General features: G+C 52.7%; 15 protein-coding genes. 9 read left to right on the forward strand and 6 right to left on the reverse strand.

All coding sequences use genetic code 11. From position 1 onward, the window contains the following. Positions 1-166: 166 nt before the first annotated feature. A complete protein-coding gene (locus tag Q8W32_RS10280) occupies positions 167-736 on the reverse strand; it encodes a lytic transglycosylase domain-containing protein (RefSeq protein WP_303434035.1) in 570 nt (189 codons plus the stop codon). Between the two features lie 20 nt (positions 737-756). After that, positions 757-2,487, reverse strand: a complete 1,731-nt coding sequence (locus Q8W32_RS10285) for a proline--tRNA ligase (RefSeq protein ID WP_303434034.1) — start codon at positions 2,485-2,487, stop codon at positions 757-759. A 227-nt stretch (positions 2,488-2,714) separates the two neighbouring features. On the opposite strand from Q8W32_RS10285, the gene Q8W32_RS10290 reads away from it, so the two are divergent. From Q8W32_RS10290 to Q8W32_RS10300, 3 genes are all read left to right on the forward strand, one after another. After that, entirely contained in the window at positions 2,715-3,359 is a 645-nt protein-coding gene (locus Q8W32_RS10290) for a DUF938 domain-containing protein (protein WP_303434033.1), read from the forward strand. A 612-nt stretch (positions 3,360-3,971) separates the two neighbouring features. Beyond that, positions 3,972-4,310: a YkvA family protein gene (locus tag Q8W32_RS10295; protein WP_305414820.1), complete on the forward strand. Its 339-nt coding sequence runs from the start codon at positions 3,972-3,974 to the stop codon at positions 4,308-4,310. Positions 4,311-4,678: 368 nt separating this feature from the next. Then, entirely contained in the window at positions 4,679-4,843 is a 165-nt protein-coding gene (locus Q8W32_RS10300) for a hypothetical protein (protein WP_305414822.1), read from the forward strand. 33 nt (positions 4,844-4,876) lie between these two features. On the opposite strand, the gene Q8W32_RS10305 is transcribed toward Q8W32_RS10300, so the two are convergent. After that, positions 4,877-5,383: an NlpC/P60 family protein gene (locus Q8W32_RS10305; protein WP_303434031.1), complete on the reverse strand. Its 507-nt coding sequence runs from the start codon at positions 5,381-5,383 to the stop codon at positions 4,877-4,879. 402 nt (positions 5,384-5,785) lie between these two features. Continuing rightward, positions 5,786-6,580 carry a hypothetical protein gene (locus Q8W32_RS10310; RefSeq protein WP_303434030.1) on the reverse strand — a complete coding sequence of 265 codons (795 nt, stop codon included), beginning with the start codon at positions 6,578-6,580 and terminating at the stop codon, positions 5,786-5,788. A 592-nt stretch (positions 6,581-7,172) separates the two neighbouring features. Between Q8W32_RS10310 and fadB the strand changes: the two genes are divergently transcribed. Together fadB and fadA are read left to right on the forward strand one after the other, a co-directional pair. Next, positions 7,173-9,347 carry a fatty acid oxidation complex subunit alpha FadB gene (gene fadB, locus Q8W32_RS10315; RefSeq protein ID WP_303434029.1) on the forward strand — a complete coding sequence of 725 codons (2,175 nt, stop codon included), beginning with the start codon at positions 7,173-7,175 and terminating at the stop codon, positions 9,345-9,347. Positions 9,348-9,367: 20 nt separating this feature from the next. After that, a complete protein-coding gene (gene fadA, locus Q8W32_RS10320; protein WP_303434028.1) occupies positions 9,368-10,552 on the forward strand; it encodes an acetyl-CoA C-acyltransferase FadA in 1,185 nt (394 codons plus the stop codon). Positions 10,553-10,745: 193 nt separating this feature from the next. On the opposite strand, the gene Q8W32_RS10325 is transcribed toward fadA, so the two are convergent. After that, positions 10,746-11,483: a carbonic anhydrase gene (locus Q8W32_RS10325; RefSeq protein ID WP_305414823.1), complete on the reverse strand. Its 738-nt coding sequence runs from the start codon at positions 11,481-11,483 to the stop codon at positions 10,746-10,748. A 663-nt stretch (positions 11,484-12,146) separates the two neighbouring features. On the opposite strand from Q8W32_RS10325, the gene Q8W32_RS10330 reads away from it, so the two are divergent. Next, on the forward strand, positions 12,147-13,004 hold the full coding sequence (locus tag Q8W32_RS10330) for a DMT family transporter (protein WP_305414824.1): 858 nt from the start codon (positions 12,147-12,149) through the stop codon (positions 13,002-13,004). A gap of 34 nt (positions 13,005-13,038) precedes the next feature. Here the strand turns inward: Q8W32_RS10330 and Q8W32_RS10335 are convergent, their stop codons facing one another. Beyond that, positions 13,039-13,719, reverse strand: a complete 681-nt coding sequence (locus Q8W32_RS10335; RefSeq protein WP_303434025.1) for a S24 family peptidase — start codon at positions 13,717-13,719, stop codon at positions 13,039-13,041. A 666-nt stretch (positions 13,720-14,385) separates the two neighbouring features. Between Q8W32_RS10335 and Q8W32_RS10340 the strand changes: the two genes are divergently transcribed. The 3 genes from Q8W32_RS10340 (at position 14,386) to Q8W32_RS10350 (ending at position 20,001) form a co-directional block, all read left to right on the forward strand. Continuing rightward, positions 14,386-15,060, forward strand: coding sequence for a GntR family transcriptional regulator (locus Q8W32_RS10340; protein WP_303434024.1), 675 nt, complete (start codon positions 14,386-14,388; stop codon positions 15,058-15,060). Positions 15,061-15,151: 91 nt separating this feature from the next. Then, positions 15,152-18,664, forward strand: coding sequence for a chromosome segregation protein SMC (smc, locus tag Q8W32_RS10345; RefSeq protein WP_305414825.1), 3,513 nt, complete (start codon positions 15,152-15,154; stop codon positions 18,662-18,664). 122 nt (positions 18,665-18,786) lie between these two features. Beyond that, positions 18,787-20,001: a cell division protein ZipA C-terminal FtsZ-binding domain-containing protein gene (locus Q8W32_RS10350; RefSeq protein ID WP_305414827.1), complete on the forward strand. Its 1,215-nt coding sequence runs from the start codon at positions 18,787-18,789 to the stop codon at positions 19,999-20,001. Positions 20,002-20,015 lie beyond the last annotated feature (14 nt).

The following is a 20,015-nucleotide window of genomic DNA, read 5'->3' on the forward strand; positions in this document are numbered from 1 at the left end:
GTTTTGGGCTGGTGTTTTGGGCTGGTGTTTTGGGCTGGTGTGTGGGGCTGGTGTGGTGAGAGAGATAACAAGCGAGACGATGATAAGCCGGTAAAAAGAGAGGCGGTCTGTGTCTCGGTATTACTGGTTCAAGGAGCGTCTTGGCTTGCCTGCCTCAGCCGGCAGGTCAATGGTTTACAAACCAGTACTTTTCCCAGGCGGCCATCACCTTTTCCGGATAAACCGTTCTGCCCAGGCTGCCGTTATAGCGTGCCAGCGCGCGGGTCCAGTTGCCTTTTTCCTTGTCGAGGTAGTGGCGCAGTATGGTACAGCCGTAACGCAGGTTGGTGGCCATATGCATCAGGTTGTCGCCATCGCGGCCGATTTCATTTTTCCAGAAAGGCATGATCTGCATATAACCGCGGGCACCTACACGGGAAACCGCAAAACGGTCGAAGGCACTTTCGACCTGAATCACGGCCAGTACCATCTCGGCGGAGATATTGGCCCGACTGGCTTCGAGGTGTACCAGCCGCAGAAACTCAAGCTGTTCGGCCTTATCTCTCAGCTTGATCCATTTCATGCTCTCGAGCCGGGATTGCATATCCATTAACCAGACTTCGGCATCAAAGCGGTCGGGGAACGACTCGGCAGTGGTAACAGCGTTCAGCAAGGCCAACCGTAATTCCGGGTCGTGGTTGGGCATCGCCTCTGCTGCGCTGAGGGCACAATGGCCACTCAGTACGGCAGTCAGCAACCATGTAGCCGGTTGGCGGCCTAGCATGACACCTTGGTTTTCAGGAATGGCATCAGTTCATCGAGAGCAATGTCTTGCTTCTCGTCAGCACGGCGGGCCTTGTATTCCACCGTGCCGGCTTCCAGTCCCCGGTCTGACAGTACAATGCGATGCGGGAAGCCCATCAGCTCCATATCGGCAAACTTGACGCCGGGGCTGGTTTTTTTGTCGCGGTCGTCCAGATAAACGTCATAGCCGGCAGCGGTCAGTTCGGCGTAGAGGGTTTCGGTTGCCTGTTTTACGGCGTCTGAACGGTGGTAGTTCATGGGTACAATACCGATATGGAACGGCGCGATGGCATCAGGCCAGATAATGCCCTTGTCGTCGTGGTTTTGCTCGATGGCGGCAGCGACCACCCGGCTGACGCCGACACCATAACAACCCATGATCAGGGTGCTGTCCTTGCCATTTTCGTTGAGCACGGTGGCTTTCATGGCTTCTGAGTATTTGGTACCCAGCTGGAAGATATGGCCAACTTCAATGCCCCGTTTGATTTCCAGTGTGCCTTTGCCACAAGGACTTGGATCGCCGGCCACGACGTTACGCAGGTCGGCAAATTCTGGCAGCGGCAGGTCGCGTTCCCAGTTGATGCCAAAATAATGTTGACCGTCTTTGTTCGCGCCAGCACCAAAGTCTGAGCTGATGCTCAGGGCACGGTCGGCAATAATGCGTATTGTCAATCCAATCGGGCCAATGGAGCCTGGGCCAGCCCCGACCACCGGACGTATTTCTTCTTCACTGGCAAATTCGAGTGGCGAGGCAATACCGGGAATTTTTTCAGCCTTGAGTTCATTCAGCTCATGATCGCCACGCACCAGCAGGGCAACCAGATCGTATTGTCCCTTGTCGTCGGCTTCACCATGAACGATCAGGGTTTTGATGGTTTTTTCAATGGCAATGCCATGTTGTTCAACCAGCTCGGCGATGGTTTTGGCATCTGGGGTGTCGACCAGCTGCATCGCTTCGGTTGGTTCGGGGCGCTCACCGGCTGGTGCCACGGCTTCGGCCAATTCAACGTTGGCGGCGTAATCACTGGCGCTGGAGAAGGCGATATCGTCTTCGCCAGAATCAGCCAAGACGTGGAATTCGTGGGACTTGGCACCACCAATGGAGCCGGTATCGGCCCAGACCGGACGGTAGTCGAGGCCAAGACGGTCAAACAGGTTGCAGTAAGCGCCGTGCATTACCTGATAGGTTTGTTCCAGGCTTGCTTCGGTCAGGTGGAAGGAGTAGGCATCCTTCATGATAAATTCACGTGATCGCATGACCCCGAAGCGCGGGCGGGTTTCATCACGGAATTTGGTCTGGATCTGGAACAGCGTGACCGGTAGCTGTTTGTAACTGCTTAGCTGGTTACGGGCCAGATCGGTGATGACTTCTTCGTGGGTCGGGCCAATACAAAACTCACGATTGTGGCGGTCTTTGACACGTAGCAATTCGCCACCGTATTCGAACCAGCGACCGGTTTCTTCCCACAGCTCGGCGGGTTGTACCGCTGGCATCAATACCTCCTGGGCACCGGCTTTATTCATTTCTTCCCGTACAATGGCTTCAACTTTGCGCAAGGTACGTAACCCCAGCGGCATCCAGGTGTACAAACCCGCGGCCAATTTGCGGATCATGCCAGATCGCAACATTAATTGATGACTGACAATCACGGCATCGGCTGGGGTTTCTTTCTCTGTAGCGAGTAAAAATTCGGTTGCACGCATGGGGCTAGTTCAAATCCGGTTTATTAATCGAAAAATATCGTCCGATTCTACTGGCTAGTCAGGCTGGCGGCAATTTGCCTGTTACAGTGATTCTCGAAAAAGGGCATGGAATGGTGCAATAAAGATCATGCTATTTCGAAGCGGCACTATTTCTGCCGACTGGTGCCTGTGACATACTCTGCCGCGAGTAAGGCTGAGGGTGGTCTCGGCAGACAACAGGAATCGCTATGAATCGGGTGAATATTCTGCCGGAGCTTCAAATTGCACAGGATGAAGACCTGCCGGTCTCGGAATCCTGCTTACGTAATCAGCAACCCATTGGTGATGTACTGTCAGAAGAGTTGCCGAAACATTCTGTCGTACTGGAAATAGGCAGCGGTACTGGCCAGCATGCGGCGTTTATGAGTGAGCGCATGCGCGATATTACCTGGCAGCCTTCTGAAATGGCGGCCCGGATTGCATCGATCAATGCCTGGCGTTTACGTTCAGGGCGGGATAATTTTTTGCCACCGTTAGTGCTGGATGTATCGCAAGACCTGTGGCCAGTGAAGGAAGTTGATGCGGTGTTTTCGGCCAATGTAGTGCATTACGTTGGTTGGCCCAAGGTACGCTCCATGATGGCCGGGATTGGCCGGGTATTACGCATCGCCGGGCTGGTCTTTTTGTACGGCCCGTTTAACTACCATGGCAAGTTTACCAGCGAAGGCAACAAGTCGCTGGATGCCTGGCTCAAGGCCGATGTTGACCCGGAAGCCGGAATCAAGGATTTTGAGCAAATCGTACTGGCTGCCCGCAAGGAAAAGCTGCGGCTGATCAAGGATATTGCCATGCCGGCCAATAACCGCATTCTGGTGTTCAAAAAATATGTTTGAAGCACACCTCGACGGAGCCTGATTTATAATGAATGAATGGCAGCCAGTCGTGGCTGTGAGTAAAGGATGCCATCTGGACTCTGGACTCTGGACAATGTCTGTCATAGTGATACTGGGCTGATTACCCGATCAATCGCACGTTAAAAAAACAATAGCAGACAGGACTGTTGTGGTGATATAACCGCTGTCGGTTTATATTTTATTTTCAATATATATACCATTTGATTCAAATATGTATTGGTGCATGCTGCACTGGTCGCTGGTGTGTGTATCAGTGTGTTTGTCAGTGTATATATAAGTCCGTGTATCCGTGCGTATCAGCCTCCTGAAACTATTGATAACCATGGTATAAATAATGATTGCTGGTATCAAGGCCAGCTTCTGACAATCGGCTGAGTCGCAGTATACGGCTACGGCTACGGCTACGGCTGCTGTGCACTGGTATCACAGGACTTTCCTGTCTGATGGCTCAGTGACGCATGGTAGAGCAGGGAACAGGACATTTCAGAAAAAATGCTTTTTAAAAATATAAGCGACGGCTTTTGTCGCGTGGGTTTGTTTTTATTGTTTTTCAGGAAGAATATATAAATGACTAAATCACGGAGTATGGCCATGACTGATAATCATCACCCAGAAAGCTATAGCGATAGCGGTTTTTGGGAAAAACTAACAAAGTATGCCAAATCAGCTGGAAGTGAGGTGGTAGAAAAAGCCTTGACGTTGTACTACGTTGCGGCAGATAGCAATACACCAGCCAGTGCCAAAGCCATTATTTATGGAGCGTTGGGATACTTTATTTTTCCTGTTGATATTATCTCGGATTTTATCCCGGTTGTAGGGTACACGGACGATACGGTGGCGCTGGCTGCTGCTGTTAAAGCTATGGTTGATTATACTGAACAGGATCATATTGATGCTGCAAAAGAAAAAATCAAGGAATGGTTTGGTTGATGTTTCTATATGGTCAAAATTATTTAATGGCTAAGGAATAATATAAAAATAATATGGTTTGTATGTGTGTTATGCATGGATATATACGGGAGATTATACAATGCCATGGCCAATTTATTGCGTTATTCGCCGCTGTCAGCAATGTGGCCATGAAAGTCGGGAGTACGGCGCATCGGATTGTATTGCTACCGGACTTCCCTGTAATCAATGTCGATCGACTGATCTGGATATCATCATAGAGTCGCAGCCTGAATCGACTCTTGGCAAGTTGATAGCCACTTTACAGGGCCGAACAGTTCGTTGGTGATTCGTTGGTGATTCGTTGGTGGAGAGAATAATGGCTATATCTGTCAGAAGGAGGAGACCGTGTGGACTTTGATCAAGTGTGTTGTTGTCGGGCCGGTGTATTTGATTCTGGGCTTGCTGCTGTTGCTTGTGGCATTCAGGTTCTTGGCGATACCTTTTTTGCTGGTAATCGGGTTAGTGATTTGGCTGCTGCGGCGCTGATGCCCGGCGACCACAAGCAAGCCTGAACCTGATCCGGGAGGCAATAAAAGCAGTGTGTGTTAATCCGCCAGCCGACGTGACTGCCAGTAATGATTTTCCCAGTAGCTGTTTTCAAAACTGGAAATAATCACGCCACTCTTGGTAGAAACATGGAGAAACTGGTCGTTGTCCAGATACATGCCGACGTGGCGGTTCTTGTTCTCGGTTTTGAAAAACACCAGATCACCGGGGCGTAATTCGTTGCGGCTGACTGCTGAGCCAATCTGCGACTGTTGCAACGTTGTGCGAGGGACTGGCAGGCCAAATTCATCACGATAAGTAAGATAAACGAGCCCGGAGCAATCAATGCCCTGGCGACTTAAACCTCCCCAGGCATAAGGCGTACCGCGCCATTGTTGATATTGCTGATACAGCCGCGCGCGGGTGGCCTCGTCATCGTTTAGCTGTGCCCCTGAAGCGCTGTAGGAACTGTTACTGTCGCCAGGGGACGGTAAGGCGCTCATCTGACTGCAACCGCTGGCAATCAAAGACATCATGACAATAGCGAGATATATAGCATGCGACATGGTATTTCCTGTGAATGACACTGGATGAAATGGCTGGTACTGGTCTGATCATTGATCGAGGGGCCATGGCAAAACAACAGAACCCCAATGCAGCGGTATCGCCAGCCAAGCAGTATAGCCAGATAATATACCCGATATCGGTATTGATCTCCGGTTTCACGCGGTGCAATGACCTGGATTCCGGCGTTTGCGTTTTGTGGGAAGAAGGGAGCAGGGCAGGTGGAAAGCATCTGTTTCGTGCGGACGAGAGCAAGCACAGGGTCAGGCAATTAATCCGGGGGGAAGGTAAGTAACCCGGCCACTGGTATCGGGCGAGCTCTGCTCTTGTTCCGGATGCCAGGACCACGCCCGGAGGCGAGGCCTGTCTATTCTACCGGGTGAGCAGGGTACGTGCGGGTCGGATCAACTCCCTATTTTGCCTTCCAGCTCTTCCAGGTGGCGAATGATTCGGTCGTTATAGCTGATGACCAGAAAAGGCACGTCCATCTCGTGTTGGCGGGTAATGGAATTACGCAGAAAGCGCCACTTGCTATTGATGTTATCCATCAGGATATCGGTAGATCGCTGCGACGTCATGACCTTGAGATCAGCAAGACGGAATTCAAAATCCGAGGTCATTTTTTGCATGGTGTTCTTGTACTCACTGAGATACACCTCAGAGTTCTCCATAGCTGCGGAGGCGGCATATTGAGTTGTCATTTCCTGTAGCAGCATGGCCATGTCACGTACTTTCTCAATGGCAGGATTGGTGTCACTTTCGCCAGCCAATTGCTGATAGGCCGTTGAAATACGTGTCACCAGGGTGTTGTTGAGACGACCCAGTTCATCAACCATCTGCACACTGGGAAAACCTTGATTCTCAACCAGGTTGCGGTTGCTGTTCAGCGAGCGGGTGAAGTGATGCCATTTGTCTTCAATATCGTTCAAATGACGGATCAGCTCTTGCTGGCCATCAGCCCCTTCCCGGGCCTGGGCCAGAGAAGTATTAAATGAATCCATATCGGTATTCATTCGACGGCTGTATTTGCTGTCGCCATCAAGACCGGTATACATAAAAAAGTCTGTCATCACTCCGATAGAAGCAAGCCGCATGTGCTGAAGCTGGACCATCAGCGCATTGTCATCTGCGTGGGAGGAAATGGATGTCAAAGTGAGTGCCAGGGCGAATCCCAGCGATTGGAAGAATCTAGTCATCATGACCTCAGTCTTTTTATGATTATTGTTAGGGTCTTCATCTGTCTGCTTGCTGAACACCCTCGCTTTTATTCAACCACACGAACAGGCCGCGGGTGAACGCAATAAAAGCCGGTCAAGCAATACTACGATATTTGCTCGCGAATGTCGCGGCGTCATACATTAGTAGTAGGTTGTTTTGATACGAAAAGACACTTTATCGTGGTGACGAGCGAACTTGGCGCGATTGGCGGCATGCCCGGAGGCGGCCATGTCTGCTCTTTGCCCAATGCTTGCTGACGGCCTGTTTATCCTTGTATTGATGGCATAAACCGATGTTTGCTGAAGCAGGTGACAGCCTGTTTTGTGCCGGTGGCCAGCGTTTTCCAGAGTGGTTTTTTGATGATGCGACCAAGAGTGGTCCAATCTGGCTGTTGACTTTGCTGTGAGATTCAACGAAGGTTGTTTCATTATTCAAACGGTCGTATTAATCGAGTGTTTGAAAATAGCTTCGTGTCCATAATAGATAACCATATGACATGACGCGAAGGCACAAACCATGGATCGGGCTGTCAACCAACAGTCCTTACGCTAACCACCACTTGGAGATCAGTTGATGATTTACGAAGGTAAAGCCATCACGGTCAGCATGATCGAAGGTGACATCGCCGAACTCAGGTTCGACCTGCAGGGCGAGTCCGTCAACAAATTCAACCGCGCCGCACTGGAAGAGTTACAGGCTGCCACTGTCGCGATTGCTGCCAATGATACGGTCCGGGGCGTGCTGTTAACGTCCGGTAAAGACTCATTTATCGTGGGTGCTGATATCACCGAGTTCGGCGGCTACTTTGCTGGACCAGAAGCATCCATCATCGAATGGATCGGCTACGCCAACAGCGTTTTCTCTGCCCTTGAAGACTTGCCAGTACCCACCTTGTCAGTGATCAACGGTATTGCGCTGGGTGGTGGTATGGAGCTGGTATTGTCGACCGATATCCGGGTGATGGCCGACACCGCCAAAGTGGGGTTGCCTGAAGTCAAACTGGGTATCATGCCGGGCTTTGGCGGCACTGTGCGTTTGCCACGTCTGATCGGTGCTGACAATGCGATCGAGTGGATCTGCATGGGCAACGAACAGAAAGCCGACAAGGCGCTGGCCGATGGTGCTGTTGATGCGGTATTCAGCGCCGATGCACTGCGTCCACAAGCTATTCTGATGCTGGAAGCGGCGATTGCCGGAGACATCAACTGGCAACAGCGTCGGGCCGAAAAAACAAGCAAGATGATGCTGGACACCATGGAAGCCATGATGGTGTTCGAGACCGCCAAGGGTTTTGTGATGGGGCAGACCAAAGGCCACTATCCGGCACCGGTAACGGCCATCAAAACCATGCAGAAACATTGCTCCATGAGCCGCGACAAAGCGCTGCTCGTTGAAGCCAAAAACTTTGCGACCCTGGCCAAAACCACCGAAAGCCAGGCCTTGATCGGCTTGTTCCTCAATGATCAGCTGCTGAAAAAGAAAGCCAAGGAATACGACAAGATCGCCAGGCCAACGGCCATGGCAGCAGTATTGGGCGCCGGTATCATGGGCGGTGGTATTGCTTACCAGAGTGCCTATAAAGGTACGCCAATCCTGATGAAAGACATCAGTGAAGACGGCATTGAGCTGGGTCTGAATGAAGCCAACAAGCTGCTGTCCCGTCGGGTGGATAAAGGCAAGATGACCGCGCTGAAAATGGGCGAGTCATTAAACCGTATTCGTCCAACGCTCAGTTATGGTGACTTCGGTACGGTCAATACCGTGGTGGAAGCGGTCGTGGAAAACCCGAACGTCAAAAAAGCAGTCCTGGCTGAGCTGGAAGACCAGGTATCTGCAGACACGATTGTGACCTCCAACACCTCGACCATTTCGATTGATTTGCTGGCAGCCGATCTCAAGCGGCCGGAAAACTTCCTCGGTATGCACTTCTTTAACCCGGTACATATGATGCCGCTGGTGGAAGTTATTCGTGGTTCAAAAACGTCCAACGAAGCAGTAGCAACCGTCGTGGCTTACGCCAAGAAAATGGGCAAGACCCCGATTGTGGTCAACGATTGCCCGGGCTTCCTGGTGAACCGGGTCTTGTTCCCGTATTTCGCCGGTTTTGCAGGTTTGGTACGAGACGGTGCCGACTTCCAGAAAATCGACAAGGTGATGGAAAAGTTCGGCTTCCCAATGGGGCCTGCCTACCTGCTCGATGTTGTTGGTATTGATACCGGTGTGCACGCCAACGAAGTCATGGCGGCAGGATTCCCGGATCGAATGAAAGCCGATTACACAACCTCGATGGAAGTCATGTTTGAAAACCATCGTTATGGTCAGAAAAACGGTGCAGGTTTTTATAAATACGAAACCGACAAGAAAGGCAAACCGAAAAAAGTCGTTGATCAAACCACCTACGAACTGATTCAGCCTGTAGTGGCAGCCGCGACCGACTTTGAAGCCGACGACATCATTGCCCGCTGTATGATTCCGATGTGTATCGAAATTGCCCGCTGTCTGGAAGAAGGCATTGTAGATACCGCCGCAGAAGCGGATATGGGTCTGGTCTTTGGTATCGGTTTCCCACCATTCCGTGGCGGCGCTTGCCGTTATATGGATACCGTGGGCCTGGCCAGCTTTGTTGAGCAGTGTGACCGTTTTGCGCATCTGGGCAAACTGTATGAGCCGACGGACCGTATGCGAGAAATGGCCGCCAACGGTGAGTCCTACTTCCCGGCAGCCGTTACCACAGACAGTGCGGAATAAGAGCGAACCTGGAGAAATTTATGACAACCCTGAATCCTAAAGACGTTGTAGTGATCGACGCGGTTCGTACGCCAATGGGCCGCTCCCGTGGTGGCGCTTTCCGTCATGTCCGTGCAGAAACCCTGTCCGCCACAATTATCGATGCACTGTTTGACCGCAACCCGGAAGTGCCACCCAAGCTGGTGGAAGACATTATCTGGGGCTGTGTGAACCAGACTAAAGAGCAGGGCTTTAACGTGGCGCGCCAGATTGGTCTGCTCACCAAAGTCCCGAAAGAAGCCGGTGCACAAACCGTTAACCGTTTGTGTGGATCGGCCATGAGCGCCATTCATACGGCGGCCCAGGCCATTATGACCGGCAACGGTGATGTATTTGTGGTGGGAGGGGTTGAGCATATGGGTCACGTCGAAATGACCCATGGTTTTGATCATAACCCGGCATCGTCCAAGCATTTTGCCAAGGCCTCCAATATGATGGGGCTGACCGCAGAAATGCTCGGCAAGATGCACGGTATCAGCCGTGACCAACAGGACGCCTTCGCAGTGCGCTCGCATCAGCGTGCGCATCAGGCAACGCTGGATGGCAAGTTCAAGAACGAAATCATCCCGATATATGGCCACGATGCGGATGGCAAACAGGTATTGATTAGCGAAGACGAAACCATTCGTCCGGAAACCACGTTACAGACCCTGGGTGCCTTGCGCCCGGCGTTTGATCCCAAAAGTGGGACGGTCACGGCCGGTACTTCTTCCCAGATCACCGATGGTGCGGCAGCAATGTTGCTGATGAGTGCGGAAAAAGCCGCCGAGCTGGGTCTCAAGCCCCGTGCTCGTATCGTGTCGATGGCGGTTGCCGGTGTGGATGCGGCGATTATGGGTTATGGCCCGGTGCCAGCAACCAAAAAAGCCTTGAAGCGTGCCGGTCTGGAAACCAGCGATATTGATTACTGGGAACTGAACGAAGCCTTTGCCGCACAATCCTTGCCTTGCATCAAGGACCTCAAGCTGACTGCAGTTGCAGATGATCACGTCAACATTCATGGTGGTGCGATTGCGTTGGGTCATCCGCTGGGATGTTCCGGTGCCCGTATCTCGACCACGTTGATCAATGTGCTGGAACAGCAAGGCGGTCGTTACGGCGTATCGACCATGTGTATCGGTTTGGGTCAGGGGATTGCCACCGTGTGGGAACGCCTCGAGGCATGATTTGACCGACAGTCATTCAATGCCATAGCAGACCGTCAGGGCTCGTCGGTTTGCTGTTGCATGGAATGAAAAAGCCCGCAGCGATGGTGATCGCTGCGGGCTTTTTTTTGGCTCGTTTTTGCTTGCTTGTTCTGGCCTGTCTTGTGGTTCGGCTCGGGAGCAAGGCAAGCAGGCGCCTGCACTGGCCGTTGTTCTATTTGATAATCACGCGGGCATTCAGATGCTGTAGCGGGCGGTTGTTCTCGCCAATCAGGCGGGTAAATCTTGTCATCTGGTCAGCGGAGGCTTCGATCGGTGTTTTCAGTACAAACCAGCTGACTCCTTCTGTACAGGGCGGCGTGGTTAAGGAGCCGTTGTAGCGAATGTAATCCAGTGAAGAGGGCAGTAATTGGGTGATATCCAGCGAGCCCTTCAATGCCCTGCGCTGGCCAGGCTGCGGCAGGTCATCCCAGATTCTGGCCAGTTCGGCGTTTTTCTTGCCGGTCTTGAACATGATAGCCAACACGGCCAGCCGCCCTTCCGGTGTGGCATGAACCATATGCATTTCCATCGGGTAGGAGCGGCTTTCAATACGGTTTTCTGACGGCGTATGAAAATGTAATTGCATCAGGTTGAAACGGTGGTAACCCACATTCAAGGTATTTCCCGTAGCGTAATTGACTTGTACGGTGTGGCCGTTGTTAAGGATTTCCTTGCCGCCCGGGTGGTAATTCAAGACCAGCGGTAACTGATCGGCATCAATCATGGCGGTCAGATTGAGCGGTGACTGATTCCAGCCATGGTTACAGGCGGCGTTGTTGTCTGAAAGACTGGACCAGTGCTCCGGGCCGTTGGCACCTTCGTAACTCCAGCTGTGTGACGGGTCGGCACTGGCTATCAGGCTGTTTAGGGTAAGTGCTCCGATCAGAATCAGGGCAGACTGTTTAATCATGAAATATCTCTGAACTGGCTGAGGAATCAGATCCGGGCGGAACCGCTCGATCCGGCGAAAAACGCCCGGCTGCAGCGTTGTGAATGTGTCATGGCGTATTGATCATGGCAAAGCAAAGGGGCAACACAATTGCTAACGCCGACCCGGTCAGTATGCCAGCCAAGGCTGGATCATTACTGTGCACCAGTACCTCGAGCATCCGGCGTGTGACGGCATGAAACGTTATGCCGGAGCGATCGCTGATGCGCAGCAAGCAGGTCGGGGTCAAACGTTGACGGGGCAGATTAGCAGATGCATTCCTTGGCAGGCAAACCCTTCGTGGGTAACTCTTTGTCAGGAAAACCCTGGTCGTGTTGCTTGCTGTATCAACGCATGCCGCGGATGGATAACGGACTCTTGCCCTGGCCTGTCAGCATCGGGTTTGGCGCAGGCAGACGCTGCGCTGGTGGAATAGATAATACTTTTTCTTAATCGATGGAATAGTCAATTATGACGGCAGCCTCAGGTGTCATACTTTAGTGTTATGCTCCACTACGACTCAATGATAAGTGTGGAGAAAGAGGCACGTAGCGATGATAAGTCGCTGCCGGGTATTTTTATCAATTGATCGATAAAGAAAAACGGCAGCAAATTGCCCGAATAATATTAACAACAAGTGAGCATATGATGGTGATTCAGACTGCGTTCGTTTTACTGGCTTTTGCCGCCAATTCTCTGCTCTGCCGCTGGGCGCTGCGGGAATATAATTTTGACCCTGAAAATTTCACCATGATTCGGCTGGTATCCGGTGCCGTGGTGTTGAGCCTGTTATTGTGGTTTCAAAATGCGCGGGCAGCAACTCATAACCGAGTAAGCATCAAGGCTCCCCGTTTCTGGTTTCTGGGGTTGGGACTATTTGTTTATGCTGCGGCGTTTTCCATGGCCTATGTCAGTCTGGATACCGGTGTTGGCGCTTTTGTGCTGTTCGCCACGGTACAAATCGGCCTGCAACTGGTCAATATCTGGCGCGGTGAACACCCGGGACGCTGGCAAGTGGCAGGCATGCTGGTTTCCATCAGCGGACTGGCACTGCTGTTACTGCCCGGGAGTGCCGTATATTCCTGGTGGGCGGTATTACTGATGGTGGTTTCTGCCGTGGGCTGGACCAGCTTTGTGGTGTTGGGGCAAGGTTCGTCGACACCGCTGGCGGATGTGCAGGCAGCGTTTGTCGCGGCGAGTATTCTGTCGATGCTGTTATTGCCTTTTGCTGCTGTCGCAGAACTGTTGGACTGGCAGCCGTTATTACTGGCGATTCTGTCAGGGGCTGTGGCGTCCGGAGTCGGCTATTTTGGCTGGTATCAGGTGTTGCCCTGGTTGGGGATTCATCGGGCAGCACAGGTGCAGCTGTTGGTGCCAGGGCTGGCGGTATTAATGGGGGCGCTGGTCTTGTCTGAGCATCTGACCCTGCTGATGTTGCTGGCAATGGCGATGATTGTGGCGGGTGTTCTGATTGCCATTCGGGCTCGGCAAGCCACTGCCTGAATCCGTTGATTGTGTATAAGCCCTGTATCAGGGCTTATACATCTCTGCCAATCCAGACGACTCGGCCAATGATTCCCAATGGGTTGATATCGTCTGCTGCCAACAGGATATCGGTATAGTGGGTATTATCGGTCAGCAGCCAGATGCCCTGACCCGGTTTGCGCTGAATGCGCCGTATGACTTCGAAAGTATCTTCTCGCAACGCGTACAGATAACCATCTTCCAGTGAGGTATTTCCGGTGTCGATCAGCACCAGGCTACCGTTGGTAATGGTGGGTTCCATACTGTCGCCCCGGGCCGTTATTAATCTCAGGCTCTGGTCGTTCAAGCCCCGTTGTTTGGCCCAGTGGTTGGGAGGGGCAAATTCTGCGCAGGTCGTGTGCTTGTCGCACAAGGGGAGTGAGCCGGTATGGCACGGAGTGGGGGTGTCGATGCGCGCTGTTTTTTGATCAGGACAGGCTTGCATCAGGCCTTCGCCGGATATTGCCCATTCAATGGAAACGTTGGCGGCTTTTGCCATGGCGACCAGTGGCTCGACCGTGGTGGCACTGGCACCTTTGATGCAGCGGTAAAGCTGTGACTCTGAAATACCAGCGGCATCGGCGAGTTTCTTTTTGCCACCGACCAGATCGGCCATGGTAGAAATTCGTTGTCCCAGCTGGGTCAGGAATTCCATCGATTTTTTGTTGTCGTTATCCGCTGATGCGCTATTCATGTTGTCACTGTTGGTTGAGTATGCAAAAACCACTGGTTGTGTCTCATCCGGAATATCGTTGTCACACACATATATGCATGCTTCTGTTGACTTGGTCGCATATGTGTCAATATGCTCCGGCCAGACCGACGAGAGGCTGCTGTCTATTGCGGGCAAACAGTGACGGCTCCATAGACAACATGGGCGTTTTATACTGTCCGGGTCTTTTCAGCAGGCAGTATAAAAGCACAAAGTTGATTGATCATTCGTAGAAATTGGTACTTTTGGCTGAGAAAGATGCTTTTTTCGGTAGTTATTGTTCCTGGCAAGAGACTAAGTGTTGTTTTTGGCCAAGTGGGCTCTTTTTGTAGATTCCCTGTCGTTTCCCTCTTGCGTCGATGATTATTGGATGGTCGCGTGATTACAGAGATGTTGGAGCAGGTTATGCTAAGCAGGACAGCCTGGGCCGTTTTGCTGTATGCCTATGCTACCATTTCCCGGATGGGGGAGTTCTGTAGCACAAATGACGGAGAAAACTCCCGTTTTCAGCAATCGTGCTGTGGAGTATCCGTAAAAAACATGATTACCGATAATATGTTGACCCGAGCATGATGACAGTCAACGTTGCATAGCCTGAGCCAGAGGATGGTCTCGGGTCATATATATCGCTTTACGAGGAATTGATTTATGGCGTTTGTTGTCGCCGAAAGTCTTGCAGAACAAATAGCCAATCACCTGGCCAATCGCATTATTCAGGGAGACCTGGTCAATAACGAGCGTATCCAGGAAGCTCGCATCGTAACCGAGCTGAAGGTCAGTCGTGGGTCGGTTCGCGAAGCACTGCTGATTCTGGAACGTCGGCATCTGGTCACTATCCAGCCGCGCCGGGGTGCTTATGTCACCGAACTGAATGCCGACCGTGTACGCAGCCTGTATCGGTTGTATGGCAACCTGCTTGAAATGCTGGCAGAGAAACTTTCCTGGAGCTGGAAAGAAGAAGACAAGCAAACACTGGAAGCGCTGGTCAACAAACTGAGTAACACCGCCGCCGAGCACGACCCTCACCAGTTTATCGATGCCAACTTCGAACTGATATCCAGCGCCGCGGTAGCGGCCGGCAATGAATACCTGAAAACCGCCCTCGACAACCTGCAGCCTCCCCTGCATCGGGCGCTGGCCTTGGCATTACGCAAAAACCTGGGTGAAATGAACGAAACCAGTCTGTTTGTTACCCGCCTGATCGGCTATACCCTGGGTGAACGCTGTGATGAAGTACAGGCGTTGGTCAATGAATATTGTAAGCGTCACTGCTTGCTGGTAGTGCAAGCCATCGAAGCCAATGCACAGAAAGAGTCAATCTGACGCTGTGGAAGTGGCGTGATTAGCCACTTCCAATTAATATTGCGTATTATTCGGGCTGTTGCCCTGTACAGTCCAACTCCACCGGATTCCTATGCGCCTGAAGGCCATCAAACTCTCTGGCTTCAAATCTTTTGTCGACTCCACCACGGTCAGCTTTGATACCAATATGACCGGTATCGTTGGCCCTAATGGGTGCGGCAAATCCAACACCATTGATGCGGTGCGCTGGGTGATGGGCGAAAGCTCAGCCAAATACCTGCGTGGCGACTCGATGACCGACGTTATCTTTAATGGTTCTTCCGAGCGCAAGCCGGTAGGCAAAGCCAGCGTTGACCTGATTTTTGACAACAGTGACCAGACGCTGCGGGGAGAATACGCGGCCTACACCGAAATTGGCGTCCGTCGCCAGGTTACCCGGGATGGCCAGTCTACCTACTTTCTGAATGGCAGCCGCTGTCGCCGTAAAGACATTACCGACCTGTTTCTGGGGACTGGCCTGGGGCCTCGTTCCTACGCCATTATCGAACAGGGCATGATCTCCCGCCTGATTGAAGCCAAACCGGAAGAACTGCGGATTTACGTTGAAGAAGCGGCGGGTATCTCCCGTTATAAAGACCGCCGCCGTGATACCGAAAACCGCATGCGCCGCACGCAGGAAAACCTCGAACGCCTGCAGGATATTCGCGACGAACTGACCCGCCAGCTGGGGCATCTGCAGCGCCAGGCGGAGGCCGCGGAAAAATACAAGGCACTCAAAGCCGAAGAGCGGCAGAAAAAAGCCCAGTTGCAGGCACTGAAATGGCAGCAACTGGATCAGGAGTACTGCCAGCGCGAGTTATTGATCAGTGAGCTGGATACACGTCTGGAAGCGTATCGATCCGAGCAGGTGCGCATCGACACCACAACCGAATCGTTACGGCTACAACAAACGGAACACAACGAACAGTTTCAGGAAGTGCAGGGCCAGTTTTATGAAGTCGGTGCCCTGATTGCCCGCCAGGAACAAAAAATAGAACACCAGTCGCAAATGTCGCAGGAACTGAGCCGTAATCTGGCCGAAGCCGAACGTGAGCTGGAAGCCTGCCAGATCGCCCTGGAAGCCGATCAGCAGCAACTGGATCAGCTGGAAGCCGAGCGTCTGCAACAGGCACCGGAACAGGAACTGTTGGACGAGTTACTACAGCAAGCCAAAGAGCAGCTCGAAGACGCCGAACATGAGCAAGCCCGCTGGCAGGATGACTGGCAACAGTTTACCCAACGGGCGGGTGAGCCAGCCCGTCAGGCCGATGTTGCCCAGACCCGGATCCAATCCCTGGAGCAGCAACTGACGCGCTTGCAGCAACAGCTACAAAAATTGCAAAGCGAGCAACAGCAACTACAGAACAGCCCGGAACAGGATGAAATCCAGCTGCTGCAAGAAGAAGTGAGCGAATACGAGCTGCAAGCAGAAGACCAGCAACAGCGTGCCGACAGCAGTAAAGAACAGGCTGAGCGAGTTCGGGGCGAGATCGAGCAACAACGACAGCAAATAGAAACCGGTCGCCAGCAACTCAACACCCTCAGCAATCGCAAGGCAACACTGGAAGCGCTGCAAAAAGCCGCACTGGGGCAAGGCAGCGATGCCATGGCCCGTTGGCTGGAAAGCCGTCAGCTGGCGCGCAAACCCCGACTGGCAGAACGGCTGCAGGTTGAACGAGGCTGGGAAGACGCAGTGGAAGCAGTCCTGGGGGACTACTTGCAAGCGCTGGTGATCGATAATCTGGACGCCGCCAGCCAATGGCTGGACAGCTTGCAGGAAGGCAGCCTTGTGCTCTGGTCCGACTCCGCCATTGATGCGAGCAATACCGCGCTGGCCCCGGACTCCCTGCTGCAACGGGTACAGTGTGCTTATCCGTTGGACGACCTGTTGGCCTCCGTACGCACCATAGACTCCCTTGACCAGGCCCTGGCGCAGCGTCACCAGCTGGCCGTCGGAGAAAGCTGGATCACTGCCGACGCAGTACGGGTTGGCCGCGACTGGATACGGGTACAACGCCAGGACGAAAGCCAGGGCAGTGTTCTGGGTCGCCAGCAAGAGCTGGAACTGTTGCTGGAGCAATGGGACCAGCTGGATATGGACGTGGAAGAGTGGGAAGCCGATTACGAAGCAGCGCGGATGCGCTTGCGTGGTCTGGAACAGCAACGGGACAATGCCCAACGGGAATGGCAGCAGGTCAACAGCCAGTTGATGACACTACAAACCCAGCTGTCAGCCCACCAGGCCCGGGCCGAACAGGCGGCACAACGAAGCCGGCGTATCGATGACGACCTGGGGGAAGCTCGTGAACAACAGGCATTTTTGCAAGAAGAACTGGAAGAAACCCGGCTGCAATGGCAAGAAGCCAATGCCGCGATTGAACAATATGGCGATGAGCGTGACCAACTGCTGCAGCAGCGAGACAGCAAACAGCAACAATTGGATGATGCACGGGCATTATTGCAACAACAACAGCAAGCCGCTCATCAGGCCGCATTGGGACAACGTGAACTGGATAGCCGTATTCAGTCGCTAAACACGGCACTACAGAGGTTACAGGCGCAGCTGGAACAGTGGCGTGGAAGAAAAAAGGCTATACTGTCAAGCCAAACGCAAGATCATAATATTGATCTGGAGCAGTTAAAATCAGAACTGCAACAACTGTTAACCCGACGCCAACAGGCAGAACAGCAGGTACAGGCAGCCCGTAGCCAGCTGGAAAGCACAGAAGCCGGATTGCGGCAGCTGGAGCAACAGCGTGGTCAGGCAGAACAACAGGCCTTGGAAGTGCGTAACCAGCTGGAAGCCGTACGACTGGAATGTCAGGCGCTGGATATTCGTCGCCAAGGGCTGATCGAACAGCTGCAGGAAGAAAAACTGACCCTGAAAGACGTGTTGGACAATATGCCAGAAGAAGCGGACCCCGAACGTTGGCAGCAAGACCTGTCTGACCTGGGTGAACGCATTCGGCGTCTTGGCAATATCAACCTGGCGGCTATCGATGAATATCGACTGCAGTCAGAACGTAAAGTGTATCTGGATACCCAGAGTAACGATCTGGAAACCGCGCTGGCAACATTGGAAAGCGCCATTCATAAAATTGACCGTGAGACCCGTACCCGATTCAAAGAGACCTTTGATAAAATCAACCACGGCCTGGCCGACCTGTTTCCCAAGGTATTTGGTGGTGGGCATGCCTGGTTGGACCTGACCGATGATGACTTGCTGAGCACAGGCGTAGCCATTATGGCGCGGCCTCCGGGCAAGAAAAACAGCACTATTCACTTGCTGTCGGGCGGTGAAAAAGCATTAACGGCAATCGCACTGGTATTTTCCATCTTCCAGCTGAATCCGGCGCCGTTTTGTATGCTCGATGAAGTAGACGCACCATTGGATGATGCCAATGTCGGACGTTATGCCAAACTGGTAAAGGCAATGTCAGACAAGGTGCAATTTATATTTATTACCCACAACAAAATCGCAATGGAAATGGCATCCCGATTACTGGGTGTCACCATGCAGGAGCCTGGCGTGTCCAGGCTGGTTTCTGTTGATGTCGAAGCGGCGGCAGAAATGATCGAACAGTAAGCGTTAAGCTGCCGGGCGTCAGAAAGGGCGCAATCAACAACAGAATACAGCGGGCAACCTACAACGGGTTTTATGAGACACCAAATCCAGTTGCCCGATAATACACAGACGAAGAGGGCGTTATGGAACTGACCTGGAAAACGGTCATGATTTTGCTGGGGTTACTGGCAGTCGTGACGATCGTAGTGGATGGCATACGGCGAATGAAGCGTGCCCGGGCGATGGCACTGAAGCTGGACATCAACAAGAATTTCAAATTTCCGCAAGATAATCACAACCCTGAGTTACCGGGTGGGCGTTTTCGGGTAGTGGAGGATTCTGAATCCAAGGATGACCCGATAACGGCCAGCGACTCCGGCAGTACAGACAACCCGGGGGATATCGACGCTTTTGTTCCCGAGGCCTGGGCCAGTGACCGTGACGATCTGGCTGCTCCCCGTACCGATGTTCTGGAACCCGAGACCGGGAGTACAGAAGAACAGGGCTTGCAAGACAATATTGAAAGCTGGCTGAATGCCCGTAGCCAGGAAATAGACCAGTCAACCGACGAGCAGCCACCGGCCGCCATCATCCCCAAAGCCCAGCCGGTGAATCTGGATGAATCCGTGCCGCTGTTGATGACCGTCGAAGCGCTGGGTGAGCAGGAAGTGATTATCGAGCCAGAGGCCAGGACAGAAGAACAGGCGGCCATATCGACTGGGTACGAAACCAGTCATGAGGAAGCCGACACCACATTGGCAGACAGTCAGGCAGAGGACGACCAGCAGCCACATCTTGAAGATGAGATTGCCCTGCAAGAAGAACAGGGTGCGGATCAGGGCAGTGAGTTGATTATTTATGCTGGCGAGAATGCTGAACAGCTGTCCAGTCGCGCTGCAGCAGAAGTCGTACTGGTTGTGCACGCCCGTGCTCGGGATGAGGCAGGGTTTTCCGGTCTGGCACTCTTACACCTGTTTGATGGCTGTGACCTGCGTTACGGCGAAGAAAAAATATTTCACCGCTTTGAAGAAGCCGACGGTCAGGGGGCGATCCAGTTTTCAATTGCCCAGACTTACGAACCCGGCATCTTTGATCCGGCCACCATGGCCGATGAGAATTTTGCCGGATTAACGTTCTTTTTAAGCCTGCCAGGTGCCAAGCGCCCGTTGGAAGCCTATCAGGCCATGTCTGAAATGGCGCGGCTGCTGGCCGATCACCTGAATGCCGAACTCAAGGATGGCACGCTCAGTACCTTTACCAAACAAACGGTAGAGCACGATCGTCAGCAAATTCTTGAATATGAACGTCGACAAGCACTGTTGGCCAAAAAACAGGCGGCAGCAGGCCGGCGGCGCTAGCGTCACCAGTGTGT

This window comes from Oceanobacter sp. 3_MG-2023 (genome assembly GCF_030688925.1).
GTDB lineage: Bacteria > Pseudomonadota > Gammaproteobacteria > Pseudomonadales > Oceanobacteraceae > Oceanobacter.